Consider the following 26,958-nt stretch of genomic DNA (forward strand, 5'->3'; position numbering starts at 1 on the left):
TTTCTTCATTAACCTATTTGATGAAATGTTAAAGTACGGAATTGAGCCGTTAGTGACGCTTTCGCATTATGAAACGCCGCTGGACCTTACGCGTAAATACAACGGCTGGTACAGCCGCAAGCTAATTGGCTTTTATACACGCTACGCAGAAACGGTATTTACACCCTATAAAAACAAAGTGAAATACTGGCTGACGTTTAATGAAATCGATGTGATTACCCATAGTCCTTATACAGGCGGCGGTATTTTAGTTGAAAACGTTCCAAATCAGTCAGCAGAACAAATTGCGTATCAAGGAGCGCATCATCAGTTTGTTGCGAGTGCACTTGCCACTAAGCTAGCTCACGAGATTATTCCTGATGTAAAAGTAGGGTGTATGCTTGCGCGTATGACAACGTATCCTGTGACGAATCATCCGGACGATATTTTACTAGCACAGCATAAAAATGACTTGAACTTATTTTTTACAGATGTTCAAGTGCGCGGAGAATATCCAAAGGTAATGGAGCGTTACTTTAAAGAGAACAACATTCAAATCGTAAAAGAAGTAGGGGACGATGAAATTATCAAACAATATCCCGTTGACTTTATTTCATTTAGCTACTATATGTCTCTTTCTGTCACAACTCAAAGTGAAGAAGAAAATATCCTAGGAAATATGATTGCGGGAAGTGTAAAAAATCCTCACCTTCAAACGTCCGATTGGGGATGGCAAATCGATCCGAAAGGACTTCGCTATACGTTACAAGATTTTCATAACCGTTACGGCAAACCGCTGTTTATTGTTGAAAATGGGTTAGGAGCTCATGACAAAGTAGAAGAAGACGGCTCGATTCATGATCCGTATCGTGTAGATTACTTAAGACAGCATATGGAACAAATGAAAGAAGCCGTCAAAGATGGTGTAGACTTAATGGGCTATACAGCGTGGGGACCTATTGATTTAATCAGTGTGTCAACAAACGAAATGTCAAAACGATACGGCTTTATTTACGTAGATCAAGACGATGAAGGAAATGGTACGCTTGAACGATCTAAAAAAGATTCCTTTTACTGGTATAAACAAGTGATTCAGACAAATGGAGAAGATTTATCTTCATCTCCAAAAGTCAAAGTTTCTCAGTAAAAAACACATGCCTGAAAACACGAGATGTTCCTTCATCTGCGTGTTTTCAGGCATATTTTAATTGGTGCACAGCCTATTTAAGTTCACCGTTTTACAAAGATACCACCTGCATTTTTTTCTGTCTGAAAAAGACCCAATCTGTAAAACCTATTTCTTTAAGGCGCTTTTTTACTAGTTCAAAGTCGTCTCCAATGCGCTCCGGGTCATGGGCATCGGAACCAAATGTAATGCGTACCCCGTAGCGCAGAGCTCTTTCCAAAATGTCGTCTGCAGGATACCAGCCTCCGCAGTCTTTGGTTTTGCCTGATGTATTCACTTCTATGGCAATATCATGTGCTGAAATCACTTTTAGCGTCTGATCAATGACAGCCGTCTCGATAGAAGAAAAAGAAGGGTAGAATCCTTTCATGGCATCAATATGGCCAAGAATCTGAAACATTCTGCTCCGGGCGGATTCTTCGATCAATTGATAATACGTTTCTTTCGTGCGCTGCTTTTCTTGCTGAGAAAGACCTTCCCAGCGCGTTTTATGAAAGATGCTGACTTCATCAACTTGATGGACAGAGCCGATTATGTAGTCAAACGGATATTTTTCATAGTAGCTACGATATATCTCCGCATGCTGGGGAAAGAAATCAGACTCTACGCCTAACAGCACTTCAATTTTTTCTTTATATTCTTCTTTTAGTTTCAAAATCTCAGCTACATATCCGGAGAATGCGCTTTTTCCCATAGCAATGTGAGGATACGGCTGGTCTTCTTCGCTCGCAAAATAAGGAGAATGATCCGAAATCCCAATGATATCAAGGCCTTTATCAATAGATGCCTCTATATAATCTCGAATCGTTCCGCGAGCATGTCCGCATCGGTCGTGATGGGTATGAAAATCAAATTTTAAATCAGCGTTCATTTTTCATCACCTCTGTTACCTTTTTATGTAGTGTATAAAATATTCTACAAAGAAACAAAGTATCCCCCGTAGAAATGGATGAAGAGAATATTTCTTGGCTTGCTGGTGAGTCATCTACTAAAAAGATTGTACAGAAAGAGGTTATTTTATTTAATTTGCTGCAAAAATTGACATGGAATCCATACCAAAAGTTACATTTGATTCGGCAAGCTAAAACGCATATACTACTCATACACGATCTGAAATAACGTTCAGGTAATCGCTGCATCATTTGATGTAGAGGAAAGTCCATGCTCGCACGGTGCTGAGATGCCCGTAGTGTTCGTGCCTAGTGAAAAAATAAGCTAGGGCAGCTTGGCTTATAGCTTAGCTGACGGCGGGAAAAACCACCTAAGTCTTTGGATATGGTCGAGTATCCCTGAAAGTGCCACAGTGACGAAGCTTTGCTGGAAACAGCAAAGGTGGAACGCGGTAAACCCCACGAGCGAGAAACCCAAACAATGGTAGGGGAACTGTCTCAAAGGAATCTAACGGAGAGACGGACGGTTACATGCGTAATCGTAGATAGATGATTACCGCCTGAGTACGAGATTAAAATCGTTTGCAGTACAAAGGTACAAAACATGGCTTATCGAACGTTGTTGAAACAGAGACTGACTATAAAATACGTAACCCAAACAAACCAGTGAGGTTTGTTTTTTTATTTGTTCTTTTTTAAAATTATAGCGCAAATGCGTTGATGGAGTGCTTGGATTTTCCTTATCGTAGCAAGAGGAATTAAGGTATATGTAAATACATATTAACTAAATTGCTGTATAGTTTACTTGTACTCACTAAACATGGGGAAAGGGAGAATATTCATGATTAAGAAAATGGAACATACAGCCATTATTGTTGGAGATATGGATGAAACGATTCACTACTACTCGGATATGTTTGGCTTTAAAGTTCGCCTTAAAGGCTCTACCGAAAAAAGAGAGATGGCTTTTTTGTATCTTGAAGAACAGCCGGGAATTGAAATTGAGCTCATTCGAGATATTGATCCGATTGGCAAGTATAACAAAAGTGGGATTGTTAACCACCTTGCATTTACGGTAGAGGATATAAATAAGGCGATTCAACATTATAAGAGCAAAGGAATTGAATTTTTATCATCGGAGCCTCAGCCAACGCTCGAAGGGGGACGTATGATTTTATTTCACGGACCTAATGATGAATTGCTGCAGTTAGTAGAACGAGTTAAACTCTAAAAAAGGTTACTTTAAGAGGTACATACAAGAAAAAATGTGTTTTAGATTCTCAAAAAAGACCTTTCTTTTATGGTGATAGAAAGGTCTTTTTGATGTGTAGTTACTATGATAGATCAAGTATCTTTTTAATAATTTTCTTTAACATTGGCAGCGCTTCTTGTCTTTATTGAGCTTTTTAAAAGAAAACCAGAAAGGATAAAAGCAATTAGTAAAAAAACAATAATCATATAAATCAAGCCTTTCCAGCCAAACATTGACCAAAAGACTCCTCCTAGCGTTCCGCCTACGCTTGAACCCGTGTAATATAGAAACAAATAAAGTGAAGAAGCCTGAGCTTTATTTGTTAAAGCGCGCTGACCTACCCAGCTGCTGGCAATCGAATGGCTGCCGAAAAACCCAAACGTAAACAAGCCCAAGCCAGCTACTTTAGCAAGTAAAGCAGGATCTAACGTTAAAACGACACCAGCTAGCGTAATCGAAAGGTTGATCATAAGTATTTTTTGTTTTCCGTAGCGGTCTACCAGCCTGCCGGTCCACATCGAACTAAACATTCCGATAATAAGAATTAAAAAGATCCAGCTGACAATCGTTTGGCTTAAGGAATAAGGGGTAGCGGTTAGTACATAACCGATATAGTTAAATAAGGCGACGTTGCTGCCTAACAGCAAAAAGCCTAAGCCGTATAAACAAACTAATCCTGGATCTTTAAGATGATCAAGCAGCGATTTCCCTAGCTTTCCAACCTCTAATTTACGAGATTGAAAGTGCTGTGAAGGAGGCAGGCTAATCCAAAAGATAACGGTCGCTGCTATACTTATAATACCAATTCCTGCTATTGCACCGTGCCAGCCGAAATACTCACTAAGCGTGCCGGAGATCACTCTTCCGCCAACGGCGCCAATTGCATTGCCGCTTATGTAGAGGCCCATTGCTGAACCTAGGCTTTTTGCTTCGATTTCTTCTCCTAAATAAGCCATTGCCACTGAAGGCAGCCCGGCTAGCGTAATTCCTAGCATTGTTCGAAAAAACAATAGAACGTGAAAAGTAGGACTACATGCAGTCAATAGGCATAACACAGAAGCAGCAAGCATGGAATAGACCATAACAGGCTTTCTTCCCCATACTTCCGATAACGAACCGAAAATAAGCATACTAATAGCCAAAGCTATGGTTGTAACGGAAAGCGATAGGCTAGAAGTCGTCGGAGAAATATGAAATTCTTTTGTGAACGCCAGCATTAAAGGCTGAGCGCAGTATAAAATCGCAAACGTATTAAACCCTGCTGCAAAAAATGCAAAGCTCGTTTTGCGAAAAACGGGCGTTCCTTTCTTTATGTAACTCATAGAGCAACCAGCTTACGCTTTCTCAGATGTACGATACGTTTCATAACAAATCCTTCTTTCTGCTAGAAAATGATGATTATAAAATTTTGTAGGAGCTGTATACAGCAGTCGTTAAAAGAAACTAAAAACATCCTCGAGTATGTTTCCATTTTTTATCGTAACACCAGCTATTTATAATGTATAATTCATTATAATCATATTTTTCATACATCTATGTAATGAATAGAACGGTTAATAAGGAGATGGTACAAAGTGGAGTGGCAGCAGTTTAAATACTTTCAAACGCTTGCACGTACGCAGCATATGACGCGCGCCGCAGAAGAGCTGTTAATTACGCAGCCTGCGCTCAGTCGTTCAATTGCTCGTTTTGAAGAAGAAGTAGGAGCGCCGCTATTTGACCGGCAAGGACGTTCCATTATATTAAATCAATATGGTAAAGTTTTTTTAAAGCGTGTAGATAACATAATGAAAGAATTTGATAAAGGACAGGAGGAAATTCAAGCGCTGCTAGATCCTGAAAAAGGGCAGGTGTCACTTGGATTTTTACATACGCTCAGCACAGATTTGATTCCAGATTTAATCGCTTCGTTTCGTAGTTTGTATCCTAAGGTGAATTTTCAGCTGAGGCAAAGCCCTTCTCACGTTCTTCTTGAGCAGCTGCAGCTGGGCGAACTAGATCTTTGTTTGATTGCGCCTATGGAAGAGAAATCGATCATCAAGTGGCAGCACCTTTGGAGTGAAGAGCTGTTTGTGATTGTGCCAAAAAATCATCGGTACGCTCGCTGTGAGAGTATCCCACTAGAAGAAATTGCTGAAGAATCATTTATTCACTTAAAAGAAGGCTTTTCTCTTCGTCTTACGTTTGAGCAGTTATTTGAAGAGACAGGGGTAAAGCCTCACATCATGTTTGAAGGAGAGGAAGCTGATACCGTAGCGGGACTTGTAGGAGCCGGCTTAGGAATTTCTATCCTTCCAGATTTACACGGAATAGATCAAAGTAAAATAGTGAAAATCCCATTAGCTAAAGCCAATTGCCACCGAGTAATTGGACTAGCTTGGATTGAAGGAAGATATCTATCACCGGCTGTTAAACAGTTTAGAAACTTTGTTTTACATAAATTCCATGAGCAGAAATAAAGGTGTTTCGTAGCCTAGACTTGTTTACAAACTCAGTCCTTTTTTCTTTTAAATAACCTTTTTAAAATTGATCTCTTTTTACCTACTACGCTGCTTTCTTTTGAAGCTTCTACTAATTCTGAAATGGCCTGCTGTTCACGCAAGCTTTTACGCAAAGATTGAATAAGCTGCTTATCTTTTTCCTGAAGAATTTGTTTTGTATCAGGCTCTTGTTGGGGTGAAGGCTGTACCGGCTGTTCGGGAGGTGTCGGCTGCTGGTCAGCTGCTTCTGCTGTGTTCTCTGTGTTCTCTTTGTCTTCGGCTTCTTCTAGAGACACGGCAGCTTGATCCTCGCTTGTAGTTAAAGAGAATTCTTTTTGCAGCGCTTCATTGATTTCTTCTGCTTGACAGCCCTCATCATAAAGCTGCTTAATTTTCAGTAAAACGGTCGCAGCCGCAGCTTCATATTGTTTTGGTCGATGATCCTCTTTTTGTATAAAGAAATATTGGAATTTATCTATATATCTTCTAATCGTTGAAGTAGGAATACTCGTTTCTTCAGATAACTCTTTTACACTAAGCCATTTTGTCATTTTCTCACCACTTTTTAAATGATTACTTATTCGTCAGCATCAATTTGAAATTGTACTAGTATCTACTGTTTATCTTATCATGTAACGCTTCTACGTACCTTGCTGTGTTGGTTTCTGTAACGTTTTTATAATCACAGTGTCATAAATGAGGTATAAGCTGCCACTCGCACAAAGATTTGTTAGTTGAAGAATAGGAAATAATCAGTAAGCATTTGTTTGGAGTATGTTGAACAATGATGAGCGTACTTCTTATTATTATCTTATAATGTTGCTGAAGAAAAATCGAGTGATTACTTCACTGTTTAATGATTATGGTAATGTTGTACTAAAGAATAAAAGGAGGGGCAGCATGAGTTTTACAGAACGAGCAGTAGCACTTATTAAACAAATACCATCCGGGAAAGTAATGACATACGGACAAATTGCCGGCCTGGCTGGTAGTCCGCGAGGTGCAAGGCAAGTTGTACGAGTACTGCATTCGATGAGTAAGAAACATAATCTCCCCTGGCACAGAGTCATTAATTCTAAAGGAGAAATTGGGTTTAAAGACGAAGAAATGTACGTTGTTCAAAAACTTTCACTTGAAGCGGAAGGGATACTCGTTTCTTCGCATGGAAAGCTTGATCTTAAAGTCTATCTCTATGAACCTGACGTGTATAAATAACAAAAAAGCTATCTGAAATAGATAGCTTTTTTTGTTATTTATGTTTTTCAAAAGCGAGCTTTAATCCAAAACCAATTAAAACGACTCCTGTTGCTTTATCCATAAAGCGCTGAACGCTAGGTGTTGTGAGCCATTTTCGTAAGTAGTTAATAAAAAAGACGAATACGAAAAACCACGTGATAGCAAGAAACGTATACGTTATGCCCATAAGAAGAAGTTGAAGCGTTACATTTTGATCACTTTGGACAAATTGAGGTAAAAAAGTTAAGAAAAACACCGCCACTTTTGGATTAAGGACGTTTGAGACAAGACCTTGACGAAAAGCAGACGTTTCTTTTGACTTCTCTTCTTTTACAGGAGAAGCTGTATCGCTTTTTTTAGAAAATAAAGAAGAGATCCCTAAGTACATTAAGTAAAGGGCTCCTGCATATTTTACCACTTCAAATGCCAGAGCTGACTGAAGAAGAAGAGCAGATAAGCCAAACGCGGCGGCGAGCGTATGAACTAAAGAGCCGCTTGCCAATCCTAACGCCATTTTATAGCCGCCCGTTTGTCCATCTGCCATCGTTCGTTTGGTGATAAGAGCCGTATCAATACCGGGACTCATAATAACAAACAATGTAAGAACTAAAAAGGTCAAGATGTCATTCATTTTTTTCTTCCTCCTTGCTGTGATAAAATACAACTACATTTTATTTATTAAATATAATTTAACATATTTCACTAGGTTTATTAAGTCTAATTTAATAAAATTAAATATAATTAAACATCTTTTACGGAGGAATCATCATGGAAAACATAGATATTGGAAAAAAAGTAGAGAAATTTCGAAAAGAAAAGGGGCTAAGCAGTCGAGAATTAGCCAAATTAGCGGAGATTACGCCGTCTATGTTAAGTCAAATTGAACGGGGATTAGCTAATCCGTCCATTTCAACGCTTAAAATTTTAGCTAAATGCCTCGATGTTCCTACTTTCAGTTTTTTACTTGAAGAAATAAACACCTCTCATTTAGTCGTACGGTCGAACGAGCGTAAAACGATGAAAGTAAAAGAGTTAACGTATTCGCTAGTATCACCAGACTTTACGGGAAATCTAGCTACGGCGATTATGGAAGTACCGCCGATGAAGTCCTCATCAGAATCTCCTTTAGCGCATAAAGGGGAGGAAGTGGCATATGTCTTAGAAGGAAAAATTAAGGTGTATTTGGAAGAGGAAGTATACGTGCTAGAAAAAGGAGACAGCGTCAAAATCCCTTCGCATCTGAAGCACAAATGGGACAATCCGTTTGAGGAGAAAGCGGTGATTTTATTCTCAGTTACACCGCCTGTTTTTTAAAATACTTACGGTTTTCATACTGCTCATCTTCAGTGTTAGCCACTTTTATTATATAAATGTGATAAAGCTATCATGTTCGTGGGGATAAACAATTGATAAAATAGCATTGTTGGGAATCTCTACCTAAGAGAATACATACTAAATACTTTTTTGAAAGGTGTTGAAGGGTAATGAAGACATGGAAAGAGATGTTTCGTACTTCAAAGCTTAAAAAAATGATGCCTGTACTCGCTCTGTCGTGCGCGGCGGCTGTAAGCTTTTCAAGCAGCGAGGTACATGCTGAAACGGTAAAATGTCAAAGACAAGAAACTAAGAGTGATCGAGAGTTTGCTAAGCTTGAAGAAAAATATGATGCGAATCTTGGCGTTTTTGCATTAGATACGGGTACCAATAAAACGGTAACGTATCATCCAGATGAGCGTTTTGCTTATGCGTCTACTCATAAAGCTCTTGCTGTCGGTGCACTTTTACAGCAGAAGTCAATCGAAGATCTCAATGAACGAATCTTTTATACGCGCGATGACCTTGTAAACTATAATCCCATTACAGAAAAGCACGTGGATACAGGCATGACTCTTCGAGAACTTGCGGATGCATCGCTTCGCTACAGCGACAATACGGCAGGGAACTTAATTCTGCAGCAGCTGGGCGGACCGGATGGATTTAAAGAAGCTTTAGAAAAAATAGGAGACGATGTGACGCTGCCTGAGCGCTTTGAACCGGATTTAAATGAAGTGAATCCAGGAGAAACCCACGATACAAGTACACCGAGAGCGCTCGCTACAAGTCTTCAAACGTATGTACTTGGACAGGCACTTCCTGAAAACAAACGTGCACTTTTAACAGATTGGATGAAGCGAAACACAACAGGGGATGCGTTAATACGAGCGGGCGTGCCGAAAAGCTGGGAAGTAGCCGATAAGACAGGCGCAGGCTCGTACGCGACGCGAAATGATATTGCCATCCTTTGGCCGCCAAAAGGAGATCCAATTGTTCTTGCGATCCTCTCCAATCGTACGGAAAAAGATGCGGAGTATAATGATAAACTGATTGCAGAAGCGGCTAAACAAGCGGTGAAGACCCTTAAAGTTACTCGGAAATAAAATTGGATAATAGTAGTTTAAATGTAAAAGAAAGATCGAAAAGATTGATAGAACATTCTATTATTAATTAGAAAAAATACAGGAAGGAAGTATCTCTTATGAAAAAGATTTTTCCAATTGTTCTATCTTTCGGTTTATTAACGAGCGTATCTTTTAGCACAGTTTCAAACGTAGATGCGGCAGCTAAATCTTACAAAAACTGCACGGAATTAAACAAAGACTATAAAGGCGGCGTAGCTCGTGCGGCCAATGTAACAAATAAAGGCGGCAAAACAAAGTACAAACCGTATGTGTCAAAATCACTGTATGATGCCAATAAAAAGCTAGATCGAGATAAAGACTACATCGCCTGTGAAAAATAAATACTAGCTGACTCATCCAAGCGCCTATTGTAAGCGCTTGGATTTTTTAATATCATCAACTTCTGTATGTTGCGAGCTGAGGTCAAAAATTAGTCAAATCGCACAAAATAATATCAGAAAATTCACATAAATAATAATGAACTTCCGTTGGAATTCGTATACACTATGTACATGTTAAGTTAACTTACATCTAATGTTAGAAGTCAGAGAGGAAACATCATAAAAAAGGAGTTGAGTATATAGTGTCTACAAATGCAACAAGTTCCGTTATAGAAGAGATGCATTCTCATCAAGATAGAAGTCTTGATCCGTCACTAAAGCCAAAAGTGGAAAGTGATCGAAAGCTAACTCCGATGTCCTATATGTTTATGTGGATTGGAGACGGCGTTAATTTAGGAAATATGACGCTTGGCGCAAGCTTAGTAGTAGCAGGTACTGCGGTATTAAATCTTTTTCAAACGTTTGTGGCAGCGATTATTGCCATTGGTATTATTTCTACTTTTTTTGTATTAAACGATCGAATTGGCTATAAGACGGGCATACCGTATGTGATGCAGCTTCGAATGTCTTTCGGAATAAAAGGATCCGTCATATCGTCTCTTTTACGAGGTATTCCAGCTATCATTTGGTACGGTTTCCAAAGCTGGACAGGCGGTACCGCTTTAAACGAAATCGGGAAAATTGTGAGTAAAGGGTCTTTTGACAATCTTGTTCTTTGCTTTATTATCATTCAGCTGCTGCAAATTGTGCTTTCTCTGTACAGCTTCCACGCGGTTAAATGGGTAGAGATGCTTGCTTCAATCATCATATTGCTTGGTCTTGTTTACGTATTTGGCGTTCTTTTAACTTCTCATAGTGAGGTAGTAGGGGAGAAGTGGATACATACAAAAGGTTCATGGGGACTTCCGTTCTTTTCTTTCATTATGATGTTTATGGGAAATTATGCAGCGATTTTTCTAAGCGCAGCCGATTACTCTAGAGAACTGAAGACAGGAATTAGCGACACAAAGCGTGGGTTCTTATACTTTACACCGATTCTAGTAGCCTACGGATTCGTTCTTACAATCGGGGCAATGCTTGCTTCTGCTACGGGTATTTCCAATCCAGTTAAAGCGTTCGCGGTTGTAGTGGATAATTCATATATTACCGTCGCTGTATCAGCTTTTATTGTGATTGGGGTTATTGCCGTAAACATGGTGGCGAATATTATTCCACCTACGTATGTGATTACGCTGCTGACAAAAGCAAATTATAAAGTGGCGGTGACCATTACTGGACTGCTTGCCTTTTGCTCGTTCCCTTGGGTGCTTGTTCAAGATTCGTCAGCTGCAGGTCTTGGGCTGTTCATTTTGATTTACTCTGCTTTTTTAGGTCCAATTGTTTCTATTTTACTAGTCGATTACTATATTTTACGAAAACAAAGAGTAAACGTAGAAGAATTGTATCAAGAAAAAGGGCCGTTTTCCGGCTACAATCCGTGCGCCATGCTTGCGATGCTCATCGGCGCAGGTGCTGCGTTTATCGAAGTCGATTTAGGCTGGATTATAGGAGTGGTAGTTGCAGGAGTTACGTATATTCTTTTAACGAAATTTGCTTTTAAACATTCAAAATTTAAAAAAGGAACCATCTTTGAATACTAACATTCCATCGATAAAAGCCTTTGCTTTCTGCAAAGGCTTTTATCGCGTCAGATTAAATCTCTTTGTCTAGTTTCCTAAAAAGTGGGTAAAGTAAAGAAGAGAAAAAAGTTACCTCTATTATGAGTTGCTTTTACAGGAGCGCATCTAATGTATCGCATCAATCATAGTTTAAAGGAGAGGGCAGAGTATGTATGAATTTAGAGTGTATACTCTTCGAGATGGAAGCGAAAAGGTAATCAAAACGCTGAAACATGAATCGTTTGCTGATGAAATTCAACGAGCGGGAATTAAGCAAACAGAAATTGCTCAAACACAGCTAGTAGATAAACCGAGATAAGGCATTTGCCTTTATTTTTACACGTTTTAAAAAAGCCGGATTCCTATGCCTTTACGCAGGAGTCCGGCTTTTTCTAATTTCTTATAGTTCTTCACCATTTGTTTCAATTACATGTTTATACCAGTTAAAGGAATCTTTTTTGTAGCGCTTCATTGATCCGTTTCCTTCGTTGTCACGGTCGACATAAATCATGCCGTATCGCTTTTTCATTTCGCCTGTTGTAAAGGAAACAATATCAATAATTCCCCACGGCGTGTAGCCCATTAAATCAACACTATCGTACGTCACAGCTTTTTCTAACGCTTCGATGTGCGATTTTAAATATTCAATTCGTGATGCGTCATGAATGGATCCGTCTTCTTCAACTGTATCGATAGCGCCAAATCCGTTTTCTACGATGAACAGCGGAATTTGATAGCGGTCGTAGAAGCGGTTTAACGTATAGCGCAAGCCCGTTGGATCAATCGACCAGCCCCAATCGCTTGACTTGATATAAGGATTTGCTACGCCGTTTGGCAATCCTCCGTTTACGATATCGCCTGTGTTATCAGCTTCAACGTCGCTTTTAACCGTTGTTGACATGTAATAGCTGAAGCCTAAATAATCCACCTTTCCGTTTCGTAAAATTTCTTCGTCGCCTTCTTCAAACGGAATACGATAGCCTTCTCGTTCGAACTCTTTTAACGCATAGCTTGGGTAGTAGCCGCGAACTTGAACGTCAGGGAAGAAGTAGCGCTGTCTCATTGTTTCTTCTGCTAACATCACGTCTTCAGGGTTTGAAGAATACGGATAGATTGGTACATGTGACACCATCGCTCCGATTTGGAAATTCGGATTAATTTCTTTTCCTTTTGACACGGCAAGAGCACTTGCCAGCAGTTCATGATGTCCTGCTTGATACATCACTTCTTTTGCGTTTTCACCCGGTTTTACAGAAACGCCGGAGTTCGTCCATAAGAATAGAGGGTTGTGTACGTCCATTTTGTTGTTGATTTCATTAAACGTCATCCAGTACGTGACTTTGTCTTTGTAGCGGTCGAAACAAACTTCAGCGAACTTCACAAAGCAATCTACCGTTTTTCGGCTTCTAAATCCGCCGTATTCTCGAGCCAAATGCAGGGGCATTTCAAAGTGAGACAGCGTAATAACCGGCTCAATGCCGTGTTTTAACAGTTCATCAAATACATCATCGTAGAATTTTAGTCCTTCTTCGTTTGGCTCAGCTTCATCGCCCTTAGGAAAAATACGACTCCAGCCAATAGACGTTCGTAAACATTTTAAGCCCATTTCTGCAAACAGTGCGATATCTTCTTTGTAGCGGTGGTAAAAATCAATTGCTTCGTGATTTGGATAGAATTTATCTTCTTCCACTGTTTCAGTGATTTTTCGCGCTACACCGTGCGCACCTGCAGTCATAACGTCTACTACGCTCGGTCCTTTTCCACCTTGGTTCCATCCACCTTCAAATTGATGAGCTGCTAATGCGCCGCCCCATAAAAAATCTTTTGGCATCTTTGTCATTGTTAGTTCCTCCTTATTTCACTACGGTAAATAATGTTTGATCTAGCCCGCTATTTTCAACATCTTCAACAATCACTTCGCGGTAAGCGCTTGAATTTGTGATAATAACCGGCGTAATGGTTTGTAATCCTTGTTTTTTAATAAATTCTTTATCAAATTCTATTAGTAAATCGCCTTTTTTAAATTTTGTACCGTCTTCTACGTGTAGCGTAAACGGCTTGCCGTCTAACGTAACGGTATCTAATCCAATATGAACAAGCAGCTCAACGCCGTATTCTGAACGAAGGCCAATGGCGTGCTTCGTTGGTGCTACCATGACTACCGTTCCGTCAAAAGGTGCATAAAGCTTATTATCTGAAGGATCAATCGCTAATCCTTCTCCCATCGCACCTGAGCTGAATACTTCATCGGGTACGCTAGAAAGAGGGATGACTTTCCCGCTAAACGGTGCGCTGATTGTTTCTTCATTTTCTTTTGGATTACTTACAGCTACTTCGTTTAAAGGAGCAGCAGCTGCGTCTTTTGCTGCATCTTCTCCGTAACCAAATACTTGAATAAGCAGAACGGGAAGAATGATTGCAATGGCACATCCAATTAAAATGCCCCAGATCGACATCGGGTAGTCCTGACTGATACCGTTTACAATGGTCAGCGGTCCAGGCAATCCTGCGTAAGCAAAGTAGTAAGGATGAAAGAAGCTTGCTACAACAGCACCAATAGCACCTGAAACGCATCCAAAGATAAACGGCTTTTTAAAACGTAGGTTTACGCCGTAGATGGCTGGTTCGGTAATACCGAATAATCCTGTTATCCCAGCTGATACGCTGACTTTGCGTGCTTCTTGGCTTTTTGCTTTTAAAATAACCCCAAGTACCGCTCCGACTTGAGCTACCACGGCAATTGTTTGATACGCTTGAAACGAATCTCTGCCGTTTAAATCAAAGTTTGCAAGCACCATCGGCGTAATTCCCCAATGTACTCCAAAGATAACAACAATTTGCCAGAAGCCGCCAATGATTGCTCCGGCCAAAGCAGGTACGTTTTCAGCTAAAAAGTTATAGCCATGAGCGATTCCATTAGCGCCCATCGTGGTAACAGGACCAATAAGCAAAATTGTTACAGGAACCATAATTACCATACATAAAAATGGGACAAACAGCGGTCTAACCACTTCATGAATGCTTTTGTTTAGGAACCTTTCAAGATAAGACAAAATCCATACTAAAAATAAAGGCGGTAAAACAGAAGAAGTATAGACCGTTTCGGATAGGAAAAGACCTAAAAACGTAATGCGGCTTCCGTCTGCAATTTTAGCCGCCATTTCTGCCCATGTTGGACTGACTAATGCCGCACAGCACGCCACTGCGATGTAGGTGTTGGTCTTAAAATGCTTGGATGCTGTGATGGCAATAAAAATAGGTAAAAAAACAAATGGTGCCCATGAAATGAAGCTTAATACTTGATATGTGCCCGTTTTTGCAAAGCTGTTAGAGACTAAGTTAATTAAAATTAACGAGCCCTGTAAAATTCCTGCTGCTGCTAGGATGTATACAAACGGGGCAAACACCGCTGACATCGTAGCAATCACACGATTTAAGATTGTTCCTTTGTTTTCAGATTGTTCCTCTGTGGTATCCAAGTTTACTAAACTAGCAAATTCTTCATAAACATCTCCTACGTGCTGTCCAATAACAACTTGAAACTGTCCGCTGTTTTCAACGACTGTAATAACACCAGGCATAGAAGACACCTTGCGTTTGGCTTCTGGCTTTGAGCGCTTTAACACAATTCGCAGTCTCGTAGCGCAGCGTGTAGCGCTTACGATATTTTCTTCGCCGCCTACCGCATCTAAAATGTCTGCTGCAAGCTTGTGATAATCTCTAATTTTCCCTCCCATATGTTCAACCCCCTTGTTGAGTATACGCTTTCAGTATAATTGTACCGATACAATTTATCAATACCCAAATAAAATAATAATTAATGAATAATTTAAGTTTATGGTATGGAGTTAGATTATGGTATAATCGTGTTATTCTTGAGACAAATTCAGTAAAGAGGTATAGCTATGATTAAATACCAACAAATTGCAATTGAAATTGAAACCTATATTGAAGAACACAAGCTTCAACAAGGAGAAAAGCTGCCGGTATTAGAAACGCTGATGGCGCAGTTTAAAGCAAGCAAAAGTACCGTAACAAAAGCCTTAGATCTGCTAGAGAAAAAAGGCGTTGTTTTTCAAGTGAGAGGAAGCGGCATTTTTGTCCGTCGCCATAAACGAACAGGCTATATTGGCTTGCTTTCCAATCAAGGATTTACGAGTGAACTTGAAGATTTTCAGTTAACGTCGGAAGTGATTGAGTTAGATGTACGAAAGCCGACGCAAGAAGCCGCGTTAAATTTAAACATAGAAGAAAATAGTGACGTCTATTATGTAAAAAGAGTACGGTATATTAACGGCCAGACGCTTTGTCTAGAAGAATCGTTTTATAATAAATCCATCGTTACGTACTTGAATAACGAAATTGTTTCTCAGTCTATTTTTCATTACATTAAAGAAGGACTTGGCTTAAAAATCGGGTTTTCTGATCTATATCTTCACGTCGGCAAGCTGAACGGAGAGGAAGCGAAGTACCTAGGATTAAAAGAAGGAGATCCTAAATTATTTATTGAAACACTCTTTCACTTAGCTAACGGCCAGCCGTTTGATTTTTCAAAAGTAACGTATAACTACGAACAGTCTCAGTTCTTTTTACAAGCAACGAGTCACGTTTTATAAAAAAAGTGTCCGTCTCTCAATTCTTGCAGGTGCTATGATTGGTTTTGTAGTTAACATAAGTTGTGCATTATTAAAGTTAATTAAAAATAAAGTGGAGTAAACTTATTCGGGGCGGTGGAGGTTTTGAGTGAAAGTATCATTATTCAGCCATATACGAGCAAGTATCAACAGCAAGTAGTGGATTTAATTCTTCATATTCAGCAGCAAGAATACCAAATTCCAATAACGGAAAAAGATCAGCCTGATTTGTTTGAAATCGAAAGCTTTTATCAACAGGGGAATGGAAACTTCTGGGTTGCTGTTTGCGACGAAAAAGTAGTAGGAAGCGTAGCTTTAATAGACATTGGCAGCCGTCAAGTAGCGCTGCGGAAAATGTTTGTAGCAAAGCCTTATAGAGGAGCAAACTTCAAAACAGCTCACCGGTTATTGCATACAGCCATCGCGTGGGTAAAAGAGCAGGAAGTGGAAAGAATATATCTAGGAACCACATTACAATATAAAGCTGCTCATCGATTTTATGAGAAAAATGGGTTTCAACATATAGAGAAAGAAAAGCTGCCTAAGAATTTCCCCGTGATGAACGTAGATAAAAAGTTTTATACATATAAGGTATAAGCTAAGCCTTTGTGCAAAATCATATCGGTTATTGTAATGAACGGTAGATATGAGAGCTGTGTTTGTAGCAAAACATATAAAAAAGACGGTCTATGCATATTAGATCGTCTTTTTATATAGCCTGTTTATAAGGATGGATGATAACCCAAACGGTAATGAACAGCTCAACGTTACAATGAGGATTCGCGGGAAGAGACTAAAAGCGGATATCCCGTCGCTTAGCAAAAATAAAGTTAATACGGCGAGTGCTCCAACGATACCGAAAAGAAGATATAGAATTAGTTCAATTAATATCTTAAGTGAATTTATGTATTTCATGATGCTTGTTATAGCTATTGAACAGGGGATGCCTACTATAATGATGAATGGAGTCGTAAGATACACACCAATAAGCAAAATCGATAGATAGTCTAGTATACCGGTATAGCCAAGGGAATTTAATTCAAATATTTCGATGCAAACTGCACCGCCGCATATCGATGAAGCAATAGTTGCAAGTATTTGTTTAATAAGCTTCACAGTCGTTCTGCTAGACGTACTTTTTTATCTAGAATAGCAATATAGTTTGAAAAATACTAGCATCTATTAAAAGAAAAGTGGATATAGGCGTTGGAACTGCTAAAAGAAAGCTTATACCTTAGCTTAATGACAAAAGCCGCTAGGTCAACGAATCTAGCGGCTTTTACTTTGGCAATGTCTCTTGATAATGAACTCTTTTTTTAAGTAGGAAATTGTCTAACTGAGCAATTAAAATCCCCGCAACCACAATAACAGAACCAATCAGTTCTTTAAGCGTAAACAGCTCATGCAAAAAGAGAACGGCAAACAGCGCAGCAAAAATAGGCTCTGTTGCAAAAATAAGTCCTGTGTGAGTAGGAGTTGTATAGCGCTGCGCAATAGCTTGACAAATGAATCCAATCGCGCTGCAAAGAACGCCAAGACCTAATATTGCAATCCATGATGATAAAGTAGTTGGGATGCTAGGGTGTTCAAATAAAAAGCTGCAAGTCAGTGCAAATAATCCAGCAAACCCTAGCTGTAAAATGCCGAGAGCAATTGGGTTTTCGTTTTTCGTAAACGTGCCGGTTAGCGTGATATGAATGGCATAACATAGCGCCGTTCCAATGCAAAGTAAATCACCAGCATTCATATGAAAGGAGTGCTTTAAAGTTAAAACACCTATACCAGTTAGGGTAGTGATAACGCCAAGCCCAATCGGCCAAGAAGGAAGCTTCTTCACTAAAAAGCAGTTAAGCAATGGAACAAAAATGACCGTTAAACTGACAAGAAATCCGGCATTTGAAGCAGACGTCATGCTGACGCCAAACGTGACAAATGAAAAAACGGAAAACAGTAAAAAGCCTAAAATAGCTGATGATCCAATTGTTTTGCGTGTGATTTGTCGTAAAGGCTTATAGAAAAAGAGTCCGGCAATAAAAAAAGCAATCAAACATCTAAGTGCAATAATAGTAAATGACCCGAGCGAACTCAGCCCCATTTTCATAAACACGTACGACATGCCCCAAAATACGTTTACCCCAATCATCATCATATTTGCTCGCGTGCGGTAACTCACGTTCAATCCTCCATTGTTTATAATATACTCACAGTATACAAAGGAATTTGATATTAATAAAATGAATCTTTATAATGATGAACGTGAATTAAATTCATGTTGAGGAGGGAGAAAATGAGCTTAGTAAAATATGAAATATTAAATAAAGTAGCGGAAGTGAAAAGCTTTACAAAAGCGGCAGATGCGCTGGCGCTCACGCAGTCAGCGGTCAGTCATGCCATTACAAATCTTGAATCGGAATTTGGATTTCTGCTTGTGAATCGAAACAGATCAGGTATTACCTTAACAACAGAAGGCGAAACGATGCTTCTTGCCATTCGGAAAGTGCTGCAAGAAAATGAAAAAGTTCATCAAGAAGCAGCCAGTCTGTTAGGTCTTGCAAAAGGAACGATTAAAATCGGTATTTTTAAAAGCGTGTCGACCAAATGGCTTCCTGAAATTATTCGGCTGATGGAAAAAAACTACCCTGAGATTCAAATTCAGCTCAAAGAAGGCGACTACCTTGAAATTGAACAGTGGCTGCTAAGCGGAGAAATAGACTGCGGTTTTATTAACATTACGCATTCAAGTCAATTTCATATTATTTCTTTAAAAAAAGACCGGCTTCTGTGTGTCGTATCGGATCAAAGTGCTCTATATCATCAGAAAACCGTTTCTTTTGAAGATTTAGAGAAAGAACCGTTTATTATGCCGACGTACGGCGGTTATCATGATATTAAGCAATTGTTTGAAGAACATGGCATTCAGCCTGACATCCGTTTTGAATTAATGGATGAAAGTGCTATTTTATCGATGGTTACGCATCACTTAGGAATTAGCATTTTACCTGAAATGCTTTTGGATTCGATCCCGCAGGAGCTGCGTGCGATTCCGTTTCAAGTAGACAGCTACCGTTCAATTGGTCTAGCTACTCGTTATCATCTTTCACCTGCAGCCAAAAAATTTGCTGAAACAACGCAAGCATGGCTGCAGGATTCGGATAAGTAGGAGATTATTTATAGAGCAAAATCGGTTAATTTATAAGACTCTTAGGAACTAAGCGCATCTTTGTGCTATAATAAAGCTATACAATTACCTATTAGTCATCATTGATGACTAATTTTTTTTGGAGGATAATATGGAAGATTTATTACAATTAAAGAACAAGAACTTTGTTATTATGGGAGTTGCCAACGACAGAAGTATTGCTTGGGGTGTTGCAAAAGCCCTTCATCAAGTAGGAGCAAACTTAATTTTTACATACCGTAAAGAACGTTCACTAGGAAAATTGAACAAGCTGCTAGAAAAAAATGAAATTCAAGCATCACTAATTGCTGAATGTGACGTGAACAGCGATGAAAGCATTGAAGCAGCGTTCAAGAAAATCGGAGAAGAAGCAGGCACAGTTCACGGAGTGATTCACTCTGTTGCGTTTGCTCACTCAGAAGATTTAAACGGTGAGTTCATCAATACATCAAGAAGCGGATATGCATTTGCTCAAGATACAAGCGCGTATTCATTTATCGCGGTAGCAAAAGCAGCAAAACCTCTTATGACAGAAGGCGGTTCTCTTGTAGCAATGAGCTACCTTGGTGCAGAACGTGCAGTTGAAGGCTATAACGTAATGGGCGTAGCAAAAGCAGCGCTTGAGTCTTCAGTAAAATACTTAGCATTAGACTTAGGGAAAGACAATATCCGCGTAAATGCGATTTCAGCAGGCCCAATTCGTACACTTGCAGCGAAAGGCATTTCTGACTTTAACCAAATTCTTCACCATGTTGAAGAAAAAGCACCTCTTAAGCGTAACGTAACGCAAGCAGAAGTTGGCGACATGACGGTTGTATTACTGAGCCACCTTTCACGCGGCGTAACGGGAGAAATCGTACACGTAGACGCTGGTTACAATATTGTAGGTTAATTCCTAGACACCTTCTTAAATGAGAAGGTGTTTTTTTGTGCCAAGTTCAGAAATTTAATGCCTTTTACTCTATTAAAATGATCAGTTCTTTTTATTCACAATTGAACTATATAGCTGTAAAGCGTACTTTTTTTATAACTGTCAATATGAATACATAAGAAATCAAAACGCCCATATTTAAGAAAAGATAAGCTCTAAATCAAAGAATGAACATATGATGTGGCAAAGGAAAAGGAGTTGAAGAAACATGCATCAAGGACAGCAGCATTATGTTCCATGGGAACAATGGCACAAACAGCATCCGCACGGCACGTGGAATCAATGGCATCAGCAACATCCCCACGTACCTTGGGAGCAGTGGCACAAACAGTATCCGCACGGCACATGGAATCAATGGCATCAACAACATCCATACACACCTTGGCATCAGTGGCATCATCAGTATCCGCACGGCACGTGGCATCAGTGGCACCAGCAAAATCCATATGTGCCTTGGAATCAATGGCACCAGCAGCATCCACACAGTTCATGGAATCAATGGCATAATATTTATCATCAAAGCTAATCAGCTTTTTAACATAAAAGGTCCAGTTCTCCTTAGGAACTGGACTTTTTGTGCGCAGATGGTGAATGGCGCAGTCAGCTTATTTTTTAGTGCTATAGACGAGCCCGCGTGGTGCATGAAAATGGAAAAGTATGTTTGTTCTATAGGGGAGGGGGTACACAAATAAAGCAGGTTAAAGAAAACATTCATGATTTCTAAGCTGTATAAAGTGGGTTAGTTCGTAGTAAAGCATCCATGTAAATAAGCAAAATTAAATATAATTTTCTCGCTTGACAATATACCTATAGGGGTATAATATAAGTCTTGTAAACAACATCAAATCGATAGCAAGGCGGTGATTGTTATGCTCTATATAGCAGTGTTGTTGCTTGCTATTTTATTTATTGCATACAGACGTTATTATCCTGTTAAAGGGATACAGTGCATGCGTGAATCTGAAGGGAAAGAACTTGGGCGAACGGTTGTAGATATTCGCCATTACCATGAAGTTCATGATTCTAAGGGGTTAGTTATTCCGTATGCTTACCTTAAACGCTTTTATTCAGAAATTCCACAGGGCAGCGTTCATCTAATTGCCGGAGATAGAGTGGAATTAAATGTAGGCGTAAGGTTCTTACGAAAAAGAGGTTTTCAAGTGCGCAGCTATGAGTTAGCAGCGTGTAAGTGTAAAAGTAAAGGAAAGAAAGGGGTATTCGATTATGGAGTATAACCAACAAGTGAAAAATCGCCTGCGCCGAATTGAAGGGCAGCTAAAAGGTGTGCTCAGCATGATGGAGCAAGAAAAAGACTGCCGAGACGTCGTGACTCAATTATCCGCTGCAAGAAGTGCTATTGATCGCACAATGGGAGTCATTGTGAGCAGCAATCTTGAACAGTGCGTCAGAGAGAGCCTTCAGCAAGGAGAGCCAACGGCAGGGCTAGTGCAAGAAGCTGTACAGTTATTAGTAAAAAGCCGCTAATTGTCATCACTTTATTAAAGTTGACGAATATAATTATTTAGTATAATATACCCTTACGGGTATATGTATATAAAAAGGAGAGATAAACACTATGAAAAGTGATCATGTATTAGATGCAAAAGGATTAGCATGTCCAATGCCAATCGTAAAAACAAAAAAGGCAATGGATACTTTAACAACAGGTCAAGTATTAGAAGTGCAAACGACAGATAAAGGTGCTAAAAGTGATTTGACAGCGTGGGCAAAATCAACAGGACACGAGCTTATTGATTTTAAAGAAGAAGGCAGCACATTTATCTTTTACATTCAAAAAGGCTAATTTTTTTTAGAATTAAATATACCCCATAGGGTAATAGGAGGGGCAACATGACTGAACAAAAGAAACGAACAACGATTGTATTATTTAGCGGGGATTATGATAAAGCAATGGCAGCTTATATTATTGCCAACGGAGCGGCTGCTTATGATCATGAAGTGACGATATTCCATACGTTTTGGGGATTAAATGCGCTGCGTAAAGAAGAAATGGTACCCGTGAAAAAAGGATTTTTAGAAAAGATGTTCGGCAAAATGATGCCGCGCGGTGCGGATAAAATGGGCTTATCTAAAATGAACTTTGCAGGTATGGGACCTAAAATGATTAAAAACGTAATGAAAAAGCATAATGCTCTAACCTTGCCGCAGCTTATTGAAATGGCGCAAGAACAAGATGTGAAGCTAGTAGCTTGTACGATGACGATGGATCTTCTAGGATTACAGGAAAAAGAGCTGCTAGATAATATTGAATATGCGGGCGTAGCGGCGTATTTAGCCGATGCAGAAGACGGAAACGTAAACTTATTCATTTAGACAAATCAAAGAACTACATTGTCGTCTGTCGTTCTGGAGGCAGAAGCGGAATGGCAGCTCGTTTTCTTGAGCAGCAAGGCTACAGTGTAACGAATATGACCGGCGGAATGATGGAGTGGAAAGGGGAAACGGTCTAATTTTTTTAGAGAAAAATATACCCCTACTAGTATTTGAAGCAAGGAGGAAAAAGAAATGATGCAAGCAAACTTCGCATTAGATGCAAAAGGACTAGCGTGTCCAATGCCAATCGTAAGAACAAAGAAGAAAATGAATGAATTAGAAGCAGATCAAGTACTAGAAATTCAAGCAACGGATAAAGGCTCTACGGCTGACTTACAAGCGTGGGCAAAAAGCACAGGTCATGAGTATTTAGGTACCGAGACAGAAGGTGACGTTCTTCACCACTTTCTTCGTAAAGGCGGTGCCGAAGAAAACATAACGCCCATTCCTGAAATTTCATTAGAAGAATTTGCGAAAAAAGTAGAGAATGAAGAACATCTTCATATTTTAGACGTTCGTGAAGTAGAAGAATACGATGAAGCTCATATTCCAGGCGTAGTTCATATTCCGCTTGGTGAAGTAGAAAAACGTTCGAATGAGCTAAATAAAGAGAATGAAATTTATATTATTTGCCACTCTGGAAGACGAAGTGAAATGGCAGGGCAAACGTTGAAAAAGCAAGGATTTAAACACTTAGTTAACGTGGTTCCTGGTATGCGTGACTGGACAGGTAAAGTAGAATAACCAATGAATCATAGTGAATTAAAAAATTTTGATGTTTTATATACCTAAGGAGGTATTTTAATATGACAGTACATGTTCTTACTGCAAAAGAAGTTACATCTAAAATTATTAATAAAGAACCGCTATTTATCTTGGACGTTCGTAATGAAAGTGATTTTAGCGATTGGAAAATTGAAGGTCATCAATTTCAGCATTTAAATGTTCCATACTTCGATCTTTTAGACGGAGTAGAAGAAATCTTAGAAAAAATTCCTTCTGATAAAGCAGTGTTAGTTGTCTGTGCCAAAGAAGGTTCATCGGTGATGGTAGCTGACATGCTTTCAGAAGCGGGTCTTACCGTATCGTACCTTAAAGGCGGTATGAAAGCGTGGAGTGAATATTTAGAGCCTGTTAAAGTCGGAGATTTAAAAGACGGCGGAGAGATCTATCAGTTTGTTCGTATCGGTAAAGGATGCTTATCTTATATGATCGTATCGAACGGTGAAGCTGCTATTATTGATGCGACGCGTATGGCGGATGTGTATATTAACTTTGCCAAAGAACTTGGTGTCACAATTAAGCATGTGTTTGATACTCACCTTCATGCAGATCACATTTCAGGAGGAAGAGTTATTGCTGAAGCAACAAATGCAGCTTACTGGCTGCCTCCAAAAGATGCAGAAGAAGTGATTTTTGACTACAAGGCGTTAGAAGAAGGCAGTGATGTCGTGATTGGTAACACAATGATTACGATTCAGCCTCTTTATTCACCGGGTCATACGATTGGATCAACTTCTTTTATCGTAGACGATCAATACTTGCTTTCAGGTGATATTTTGTTCATCGATTCAATTGGACGTCATGATTTAACAGGTATGGCTGAAGACTGGGTAGGCGATCTGCGCGAGACGCTTTATACACGCTATAAAGCATTATCAGATGAGTTAATCGTATTGCCAGCTCATTTTATGATTATTGATGAGCTAAATGACAACGGCAGCGTGGCTGAAAAGTTAGGTACTTTGTTTGCTGAAAATCATGGATTAAATATTGAAGACGAAGCAGAGTTCAGACACTTAGTAACAGATAATTTACCGCCGCAGCCAAATGCATATCAAGAAATCCGTGAAACTAATATGGGAAAAGTAAGTCCAGATGAAGAAAAACAGCGTGAAATGGAAATTGGACCAAACCGCTGTGCGATTCGCTAAGTAAAAAATTCAACTCAAACAAAGGAGAGAGAGAAATGGAATCAACTAAAATACTAGATGCAAAAGGGCTGGCATGTCCAATGCCGATTGTTAAAACAAAAAAAGCAATGAATGAACTTGAAGCAGGTCAAGTGTTAGAAATTCATGCAACGGATAAAGGGGCAAAAAACGATCTTGCAGCCTGGGCAAAATCTGGCGGTCACGAGCTTCTTCATACAGAAGAAGGCGACGTTTTTAAGTTTTGGATTAAAAAAGGATAAGAAATAATGGACGAAAAGGGTATCTCTTGTAAAAGGTACCCTTTCCTTATATGAAACGGAGCGACTATAGATGGATCTTACATTTATCATCACGCTTTTTCTTATTGGATTTATTGGGTCGTTTATTTCCGGTATGGTCGGTATTGGCGGGTCTGTTATTAATTATCCGATGCTGTTATATATTCCTCCATTAGTAGGAGTAGGAGCATTAACGGCTCATCTAGTCTCAGGTGCAGGAGCTGTTCAAGTGTTCTTTGCGACAATAGGCGGCGTATGGGCGTATCGAAAAAGCGGATTTTTAAACAAATCATTAATTTTATATATGGGCAGCAATATTCTAATCGGCAGCATGCTTGGAAGCTACAGCTCACATTATATGAGTGAACAAGGATTAAATGTTGTATATGGAGCTTTAGCTCTTATTGCGGTTATTATGATGTTTATTCCAAAGAAAAATTTAGATGAGATAAAAGAAGGCGAACTTCAATTCAATAAAGGATTAGCTTCTATTTTATCACTGCTTATCGGAGCCGTAGCAGGCGTGTTAGGAGCAGGAGGAGCCTTTATTTTAGTTCCTGTGATGCTCGTGGTACTTAAAATTCCAACTCGAATTACTATCGCAACTTCACTAGCCGTTACCTTTATTTCTTCCATTGGTTCGACGGTTGGAAAGCTGATAACGCATCAAGTCCCATTTATACCTGCACTTATTTTAGTTGCTGCAAGCCTAATTGCCTCTCCAATCGGTGCAAAAGTGGGGCAGAAAATGAATACAAAATTGCTTCAGTGGATCCTTGCCGGTTTAATTTTAGCAACGGCAATTAAGATTTGGTGGGGGCTGCTATAAAAAAAGCTATGGATTCCCATAGCTTTTTTTATAGTACTTCATCACTTTCCACAAACGTTTCAAGCGCAGGATGAAATTCTTTTTGATAGTGGTTAGACGGACATACTTTCACAACAGTAGAGCGAAGCGCATTGGATTTTGATGTATTTAACACTTGCTTGCATTTAGGGCATCGTTCATTAAACAGCAAATGAAGCCATTTCACTTCTTATCACTCCTGTATTAAAACCTTTAAATCTTATCGAGTTAATAAGGATTATAAAGTGTTTTATACGGAAGGTCAATGAAAAGGGAATCTCTTTAGGTGTTACTAAGCTTTTTTAGCTTACGCTGATACGCAAGGTAAGGAAGTCCTGGAAATACTAAAATTACTGTTGAAATCGCTAATAAAATCTCGCTTATTGTACCTAATGCTTCCGGAAGCCAGCCGTATAAGCTCATAACGTCAAGAAGCAGAAGAAACACCATAGCGGCAAGAATAGATAGCGCTGCTTTCCCTACGAAATGCTTTTCTCGTTTGTATCTGTCAATAATGGTCTCTATATCGGAATAGATAGGTTTTGTTCCCGGAGGTGCGCTGAAAATATGCATGGCATTCCCCTCTGAACAAACGTGCTGCCATCCAGCATCTTTAAAAAGCAGAAAATATTCATCATCTGCATTTTCCTGAAAATCCAGTGAATATTGAAGGTCTTGAGGCTCTCCTTTTTTAAGGTATATCCCAAAAATGCAAAACGATCTAAGAGCCAGCCTTTTTTCGCATAGTCGCTGAGCTTTTGTAAATCTTCTTGCTCTGCAAAAGCCGTTCCGCCGCTCATTATGTATTTTGTCTTTTTCATTTATAAACCTCCTAAAGCATCTTCAGCGTGTTTAATCATTTCTTTACGGCGCTGAATTTCTTTTTTTAAAAACTGAATTCCTTTTTCCGTTGCAACATACGTTTTCTTTTTGTCTTTGCTTTCGCTAAAAAGCGAAATTAACTCAGCTGCAAGAAGCTTTTTAATCGTGGTGTACATGGATGCAGGTCCAATCGAAAACTGTTGATTGGTCATGTCTTCAATGGTTTTCATAATAAGATACCCGTGTTTTGCTTCTATGAGGGACACTAAGATGTAGTAGGACGTGTCAGTAAGTTCCCCTGTCTCTAATGAATCGTTTCGCGGCATATTCAACCTCCTTATATCATTAAACGATATATCGTTAATTAATATATATCATTTAATGATATAAACAGTCAATAGAAAATGTTAAATTTTAGGTTTATGATTGCCTCATGAAGCGATTTAACGAGTATAAAAGGGAAGGAATCTTACAAAATAGTTTACTGAGATAAATATATTTGCATAAAAAATTAAGAATTTATAGAATTTATTGTTTATT

The 26,958-nt window shown here is 39.2% G+C and carries 31 protein-coding genes, 1 other RNA gene and 2 pseudogenes; 24 read left to right on the plus strand and 10 right to left on the minus strand.

From position 1 onward, the window contains the following. Position 1 precedes the first annotated feature (1 nt). A pseudogene (locus tag AC4NPH_RS18845) lies at positions 2-1,126 on the plus strand (glycoside hydrolase family 1 protein); the annotation flags it as partial. A 91-nt stretch (positions 1,127-1,217) separates the two neighbouring features. On the opposite strand, the gene AC4NPH_RS18850 reads toward AC4NPH_RS18845, so the two are convergent. Continuing rightward, positions 1,218-2,036 (minus strand): histidinol-phosphatase, encoded by an 819-nt coding sequence (locus AC4NPH_RS18850; protein ID WP_013058063.1) that lies wholly within the window; start codon positions 2,034-2,036, stop codon positions 1,218-1,220. Between the two features lie 247 nt (positions 2,037-2,283). Here AC4NPH_RS18850 and rnpB point away from each other — a divergent pair. Together rnpB and AC4NPH_RS18860 are read left to right on the plus strand one after the other, a co-directional pair. Further along, an RNA gene (gene rnpB / locus AC4NPH_RS18855) (RNase P RNA component class B) lies at positions 2,284-2,672 on the plus strand. 224 nt (positions 2,673-2,896) lie between these two features. Beyond that, positions 2,897-3,286, plus strand: a complete 390-nt coding sequence (locus tag AC4NPH_RS18860) for a VOC family protein (RefSeq protein ID WP_013058062.1) — start codon at positions 2,897-2,899, stop codon at positions 3,284-3,286. A gap of 125 nt (positions 3,287-3,411) precedes the next feature. Here the strand turns inward: AC4NPH_RS18860 and AC4NPH_RS18865 are convergent, their stop codons facing one another. Then, positions 3,412-4,629 carry an MFS transporter gene (locus AC4NPH_RS18865; protein WP_013058061.1) on the minus strand — a complete coding sequence of 406 codons (1,218 nt, stop codon included), beginning with the start codon at positions 4,627-4,629 and terminating at the stop codon, positions 3,412-3,414. 252 nt (positions 4,630-4,881) lie between these two features. Between AC4NPH_RS18865 and AC4NPH_RS18870 the strand changes: the two genes are divergently transcribed. Beyond that, positions 4,882-5,766, plus strand: coding sequence for a LysR family transcriptional regulator (locus AC4NPH_RS18870; protein WP_029323104.1), 885 nt, complete (start codon positions 4,882-4,884; stop codon positions 5,764-5,766). Positions 5,767-5,798: 32 nt separating this feature from the next. Here the strand turns inward: AC4NPH_RS18870 and AC4NPH_RS18875 are convergent, their stop codons facing one another. Then, the gene (locus tag AC4NPH_RS18875) at positions 5,799-6,338 is read right to left on the minus strand and encodes a MerR family transcriptional regulator (RefSeq protein ID WP_029323102.1); all 540 of its coding nucleotides are present in this window, start codon (positions 6,336-6,338) and stop codon (positions 5,799-5,801) included. Positions 6,339-6,687: 349 nt separating this feature from the next. On the opposite strand from AC4NPH_RS18875, the gene AC4NPH_RS18880 reads away from it, so the two are divergent. Continuing rightward, a complete protein-coding gene (locus AC4NPH_RS18880; protein ID WP_097812255.1) occupies positions 6,688-7,002 on the plus strand; it encodes an MGMT family protein in 315 nt (104 codons plus the stop codon). A 34-nt stretch (positions 7,003-7,036) separates the two neighbouring features. Here AC4NPH_RS18880 and AC4NPH_RS18885 read toward each other — a convergent pair whose 3' ends face one another. Beyond that, entirely contained in the window at positions 7,037-7,654 is a 618-nt protein-coding gene (locus AC4NPH_RS18885; protein ID WP_013058057.1) for a LysE family translocator, read from the minus strand. A gap of 137 nt (positions 7,655-7,791) precedes the next feature. Here AC4NPH_RS18885 and AC4NPH_RS18890 point away from each other — a divergent pair, with 137 nt between their 5' ends. The 5 genes from AC4NPH_RS18890 (at position 7,792) to AC4NPH_RS18910 (ending at position 11,779) form a co-directional block, all read left to right on the plus strand. After that, a complete protein-coding gene (locus tag AC4NPH_RS18890; protein ID WP_097812254.1) occupies positions 7,792-8,337 on the plus strand; it encodes a cupin domain-containing protein in 546 nt (181 codons plus the stop codon). A 170-nt stretch (positions 8,338-8,507) separates the two neighbouring features. Continuing rightward, positions 8,508-9,440, plus strand: a complete 933-nt coding sequence (gene bla, locus AC4NPH_RS18895) for a class A beta-lactamase (protein WP_013058055.1) — start codon at positions 8,508-8,510, stop codon at positions 9,438-9,440. 98 nt (positions 9,441-9,538) lie between these two features. After that, positions 9,539-9,802, plus strand: coding sequence for an excalibur calcium-binding domain-containing protein (locus AC4NPH_RS18900; RefSeq protein WP_055992029.1), 264 nt, complete (start codon positions 9,539-9,541; stop codon positions 9,800-9,802). A gap of 242 nt (positions 9,803-10,044) precedes the next feature. Continuing rightward, on the plus strand, positions 10,045-11,442 hold the full coding sequence (locus AC4NPH_RS18905) for an NCS1 family transporter (protein WP_013058053.1): 1,398 nt from the start codon (positions 10,045-10,047) through the stop codon (positions 11,440-11,442). 187 nt (positions 11,443-11,629) lie between these two features. Further along, a complete protein-coding gene (locus tag AC4NPH_RS18910; RefSeq protein WP_013058052.1) occupies positions 11,630-11,779 on the plus strand; it encodes a hypothetical protein in 150 nt (49 codons plus the stop codon). 81 nt (positions 11,780-11,860) lie between these two features. On the opposite strand, the gene bglA is transcribed toward AC4NPH_RS18910, so the two are convergent. Beyond that, positions 11,861-13,300, minus strand: a complete 1,440-nt coding sequence (gene bglA, locus AC4NPH_RS18915; RefSeq protein ID WP_491938850.1) for a 6-phospho-beta-glucosidase BglA — start codon at positions 13,298-13,300, stop codon at positions 11,861-11,863. A gap of 13 nt (positions 13,301-13,313) precedes the next feature. After that, positions 13,314-15,197 (minus strand): beta-glucoside-specific PTS transporter subunit IIABC, encoded by a 1,884-nt coding sequence (locus tag AC4NPH_RS18920; protein WP_097812252.1) that lies wholly within the window; start codon positions 15,195-15,197, stop codon positions 13,314-13,316. Between the two features lie 168 nt (positions 15,198-15,365). On the opposite strand from AC4NPH_RS18920, the gene AC4NPH_RS18925 reads away from it, so the two are divergent. Together AC4NPH_RS18925 and AC4NPH_RS18930 are read left to right on the plus strand one after the other, a co-directional pair. Continuing rightward, positions 15,366-16,076, plus strand: a complete 711-nt coding sequence (locus AC4NPH_RS18925) for a GntR family transcriptional regulator (protein WP_013058049.1) — start codon at positions 15,366-15,368, stop codon at positions 16,074-16,076. A 123-nt stretch (positions 16,077-16,199) separates the two neighbouring features. Continuing rightward, a complete protein-coding gene (locus AC4NPH_RS18930) occupies positions 16,200-16,691 on the plus strand; it encodes a GNAT family N-acetyltransferase (RefSeq protein WP_013058048.1) in 492 nt (163 codons plus the stop codon). A gap of 682 nt (positions 16,692-17,373) precedes the next feature. Here the strand turns inward: AC4NPH_RS18930 and AC4NPH_RS18935 are convergent. After that, complete coding sequence (locus AC4NPH_RS18935; RefSeq protein ID WP_013058047.1) at positions 17,374-18,267, minus strand: DMT family transporter; 894 nt, start codon at positions 18,265-18,267, stop codon at positions 17,374-17,376. A 114-nt stretch (positions 18,268-18,381) separates the two neighbouring features. Here AC4NPH_RS18935 and AC4NPH_RS18940 point away from each other — a divergent pair, with 114 nt between their 5' ends. The 12 genes and pseudogenes from AC4NPH_RS18940 to AC4NPH_RS18995 all read left to right on the plus strand — a co-directional run bounded on the left by AC4NPH_RS18940 (position 18,382) and on the right by AC4NPH_RS18995 (position 25,578). Then, positions 18,382-19,254, plus strand: a complete 873-nt coding sequence (locus AC4NPH_RS18940) for a LysR family transcriptional regulator (RefSeq protein ID WP_013058046.1) — start codon at positions 18,382-18,384, stop codon at positions 19,252-19,254. Between the two features lie 130 nt (positions 19,255-19,384). Then, positions 19,385-20,164: an enoyl-ACP reductase FabI gene (gene fabI, locus AC4NPH_RS18945; RefSeq protein ID WP_097812251.1), complete on the plus strand. Its 780-nt coding sequence runs from the start codon at positions 19,385-19,387 to the stop codon at positions 20,162-20,164. A gap of 247 nt (positions 20,165-20,411) precedes the next feature. Further along, a complete protein-coding gene (locus tag AC4NPH_RS18950; RefSeq protein WP_013058044.1) occupies positions 20,412-20,729 on the plus strand; it encodes a hypothetical protein in 318 nt (105 codons plus the stop codon). A 343-nt stretch (positions 20,730-21,072) separates the two neighbouring features. After that, positions 21,073-21,438, plus strand: coding sequence for a hypothetical protein (locus tag AC4NPH_RS18955; RefSeq protein ID WP_041816586.1), 366 nt, complete (start codon positions 21,073-21,075; stop codon positions 21,436-21,438). After that, positions 21,428-21,688, plus strand: a complete 261-nt coding sequence (locus AC4NPH_RS18960; protein WP_013058042.1) for a metal-sensitive transcriptional regulator — start codon at positions 21,428-21,430, stop codon at positions 21,686-21,688. The genes AC4NPH_RS18955 and AC4NPH_RS18960 overlap by 11 nt, the downstream gene beginning before the upstream one ends. A gap of 91 nt (positions 21,689-21,779) precedes the next feature. Further along, positions 21,780-22,007 (plus strand): sulfurtransferase TusA family protein, encoded by a 228-nt coding sequence (locus tag AC4NPH_RS18965; protein WP_053487514.1) that lies wholly within the window; start codon positions 21,780-21,782, stop codon positions 22,005-22,007. Positions 22,008-22,054: 47 nt separating this feature from the next. Continuing rightward, positions 22,055-22,537, plus strand: coding sequence for a DsrE/DsrF/DrsH-like family protein (locus AC4NPH_RS18970; RefSeq protein WP_013058040.1), 483 nt, complete (start codon positions 22,055-22,057; stop codon positions 22,535-22,537). Continuing rightward, positions 22,522-22,674 (plus strand): annotated as a pseudogene (locus tag AC4NPH_RS18975) (rhodanese-like domain-containing protein); the annotation flags it as partial. The gene AC4NPH_RS18970 and the pseudogene AC4NPH_RS18975, both read left to right, overlap by 16 nt. Before the next feature lie 55 nt (positions 22,675-22,729). Next, a complete protein-coding gene (locus AC4NPH_RS18980) occupies positions 22,730-23,281 on the plus strand; it encodes a sulfurtransferase TusA family protein (protein ID WP_097812250.1) in 552 nt (183 codons plus the stop codon). Positions 23,282-23,343: 62 nt separating this feature from the next. After that, on the plus strand, positions 23,344-24,471 hold the full coding sequence (locus tag AC4NPH_RS18985) for an MBL fold metallo-hydrolase (RefSeq protein WP_491938853.1): 1,128 nt from the start codon (positions 23,344-23,346) through the stop codon (positions 24,469-24,471). Between the two features lie 35 nt (positions 24,472-24,506). Next, on the plus strand, positions 24,507-24,731 hold the full coding sequence (locus AC4NPH_RS18990; RefSeq protein ID WP_055992054.1) for a sulfurtransferase TusA family protein: 225 nt from the start codon (positions 24,507-24,509) through the stop codon (positions 24,729-24,731). 70 nt (positions 24,732-24,801) lie between these two features. Further along, positions 24,802-25,578, plus strand: coding sequence for a sulfite exporter TauE/SafE family protein (locus tag AC4NPH_RS18995; RefSeq protein ID WP_097812248.1), 777 nt, complete (start codon positions 24,802-24,804; stop codon positions 25,576-25,578). Between the two features lie 28 nt (positions 25,579-25,606). Here AC4NPH_RS18995 and AC4NPH_RS19000 read toward each other — a convergent pair whose 3' ends face one another. From AC4NPH_RS19000 to AC4NPH_RS19010, 3 genes are all read right to left on the minus strand, one after another. Next, positions 25,607-25,783, minus strand: a complete 177-nt coding sequence (locus AC4NPH_RS19000; protein ID WP_165592324.1) for a hypothetical protein — start codon at positions 25,781-25,783, stop codon at positions 25,607-25,609. A gap of 95 nt (positions 25,784-25,878) precedes the next feature. Further along, a complete protein-coding gene (locus AC4NPH_RS19005) occupies positions 25,879-26,421 on the minus strand; it encodes a DUF2812 domain-containing protein (protein ID WP_097812247.1) in 543 nt (180 codons plus the stop codon). Continuing rightward, positions 26,418-26,744, minus strand: coding sequence for a PadR family transcriptional regulator (locus tag AC4NPH_RS19010; RefSeq protein WP_053487510.1), 327 nt, complete (start codon positions 26,742-26,744; stop codon positions 26,418-26,420). The genes AC4NPH_RS19005 and AC4NPH_RS19010 overlap by 4 nt, the downstream gene beginning before the upstream one ends. Between the last annotated feature and the right edge of the window lie 214 nt (positions 26,745-26,958).

It is taken from the genome of Priestia sp. MDV22-iso46, from assembly GCF_058629175.1.

Bases quoted from the DNA above. Each gene is read 5' to 3' on its own strand.
- AC4NPH_RS18850 (WP_013058063.1), bottom strand. From the start codon at position 2,036: ATGAACGCTGATTTAAAATTTGATTTTCATACCCATCACGACCGATGC.
- AC4NPH_RS18860 (WP_013058062.1), top strand. From the start codon at position 2,897: ATGATTAAGAAAATGGAACATACAGCCATTATTGTTGGAGATATGGAT.
- AC4NPH_RS18865 (WP_013058061.1), bottom strand. From the start codon at position 4,629: ATGAGTTACATAAAGAAAGGAACGCCCGTTTTTCGCAAAACGAGCTTT.
- AC4NPH_RS18875 (WP_029323102.1), bottom strand. From the start codon at position 6,338: ATGACAAAATGGCTTAGTGTAAAAGAGTTATCTGAAGAAACGAGTATT.
- AC4NPH_RS18880 (WP_097812255.1), top strand. From the start codon at position 6,688: ATGAGTTTTACAGAACGAGCAGTAGCACTTATTAAACAAATACCATCC.
- AC4NPH_RS18885 (WP_013058057.1), bottom strand. From the start codon at position 7,654: ATGAATGACATCTTGACCTTTTTAGTTCTTACATTGTTTGTTATTATG.
- AC4NPH_RS18890 (WP_097812254.1), top strand. From the start codon at position 7,792: ATGGAAAACATAGATATTGGAAAAAAAGTAGAGAAATTTCGAAAAGAA.
- bla (WP_013058055.1), top strand. From the start codon at position 8,508: ATGAAGACATGGAAAGAGATGTTTCGTACTTCAAAGCTTAAAAAAATG.
- AC4NPH_RS18900 (WP_055992029.1), top strand. From the start codon at position 9,539: ATGAAAAAGATTTTTCCAATTGTTCTATCTTTCGGTTTATTAACGAGC.
- AC4NPH_RS18910 (WP_013058052.1), top strand. From the start codon at position 11,630: ATGTATGAATTTAGAGTGTATACTCTTCGAGATGGAAGCGAAAAGGTA.
- bglA (WP_491938850.1), bottom strand. From the start codon at position 13,300: ATGACAAAGATGCCAAAAGATTTTTTATGGGGCGGCGCATTAGCAGCT.
- AC4NPH_RS18920 (WP_097812252.1), bottom strand. From the start codon at position 15,197: ATGGGAGGGAAAATTAGAGATTATCACAAGCTTGCAGCAGACATTTTA.
- AC4NPH_RS18925 (WP_013058049.1), top strand. From the start codon at position 15,366: ATGATTAAATACCAACAAATTGCAATTGAAATTGAAACCTATATTGAA.
- AC4NPH_RS18940 (WP_013058046.1), top strand. From the start codon at position 18,382: ATGAGCTTAGTAAAATATGAAATATTAAATAAAGTAGCGGAAGTGAAA.
- fabI (WP_097812251.1), top strand. From the start codon at position 19,385: ATGGAAGATTTATTACAATTAAAGAACAAGAACTTTGTTATTATGGGA.
- AC4NPH_RS18950 (WP_013058044.1), top strand. From the start codon at position 20,412: ATGCATCAAGGACAGCAGCATTATGTTCCATGGGAACAATGGCACAAA.
- AC4NPH_RS18955 (WP_041816586.1), top strand. From the start codon at position 21,073: ATGCTCTATATAGCAGTGTTGTTGCTTGCTATTTTATTTATTGCATAC.
- AC4NPH_RS18960 (WP_013058042.1), top strand. From the start codon at position 21,428: ATGGAGTATAACCAACAAGTGAAAAATCGCCTGCGCCGAATTGAAGGG.
- AC4NPH_RS18965 (WP_053487514.1), top strand. From the start codon at position 21,780: ATGAAAAGTGATCATGTATTAGATGCAAAAGGATTAGCATGTCCAATG.
- AC4NPH_RS18970 (WP_013058040.1), top strand. From the start codon at position 22,055: ATGACTGAACAAAAGAAACGAACAACGATTGTATTATTTAGCGGGGAT.
- AC4NPH_RS18980 (WP_097812250.1), top strand. From the start codon at position 22,730: ATGATGCAAGCAAACTTCGCATTAGATGCAAAAGGACTAGCGTGTCCA.
- AC4NPH_RS18985 (WP_491938853.1), top strand. From the start codon at position 23,344: ATGACAGTACATGTTCTTACTGCAAAAGAAGTTACATCTAAAATTATT.
- AC4NPH_RS18990 (WP_055992054.1), top strand. From the start codon at position 24,507: ATGGAATCAACTAAAATACTAGATGCAAAAGGGCTGGCATGTCCAATG.
- AC4NPH_RS18995 (WP_097812248.1), top strand. From the start codon at position 24,802: ATGGATCTTACATTTATCATCACGCTTTTTCTTATTGGATTTATTGGG.
- AC4NPH_RS19010 (WP_053487510.1), bottom strand. From the start codon at position 26,744: ATGCCGCGAAACGATTCATTAGAGACAGGGGAACTTACTGACACGTCC.